1 pseudogene is annotated in these 434 nt (G+C 39.9%); it reads right to left on the bottom strand.

Annotated features, from left to right (window positions below):
- Positions 1–434 (bottom strand): annotated as a pseudogene (locus tag AC6CH4_RS25965) (hypothetical protein); the annotation flags it as partial.

Below are 434 nucleotides of genomic sequence, written 5' to 3'. Positions count from 1 at the left end.
CTCCCACAACATTAATAGGGGTAACAGTTCCGTTTTCACTCGTGTACTCATAAACACCATTTCCCTTATCAACCAAAGTAGTCAGCGTCTCGTTCGCCTTAACCATAGTGCTCAAATTGATAGTCTGGGTATTTCCAGAAGCATCAACGTATGCAAAGACATTGTTAACCGAATCATAGATTACTGTACCTTCTGCTCCCTGGACGATATTGGTAATAAAGTTTTCCAGTAAAGTTGTATTGGCAGAATTGTTGATTATGTCTGCAAAATTATTCGTTACATCTCCCACAACATTAATAGGGGTAACAGTTCCGTTTTCACTCGTGTACTCATAAACACCATTTCCTTTATCAACCAAAGTAGTCAGCGTCTCGTTCGCCTTAACCATAGTGCTCAAATTGATAGTCTGGGTATTTCCAGAAGCATCAACGTAC

It is taken from the genome of Flavobacterium sp. GQ95 (assembly GCF_059758655.1).
The sequence above is the reverse complement of the archived record's forward strand: the minus strand, read 5'-3'. Positions and strand labels throughout refer to the sequence as shown.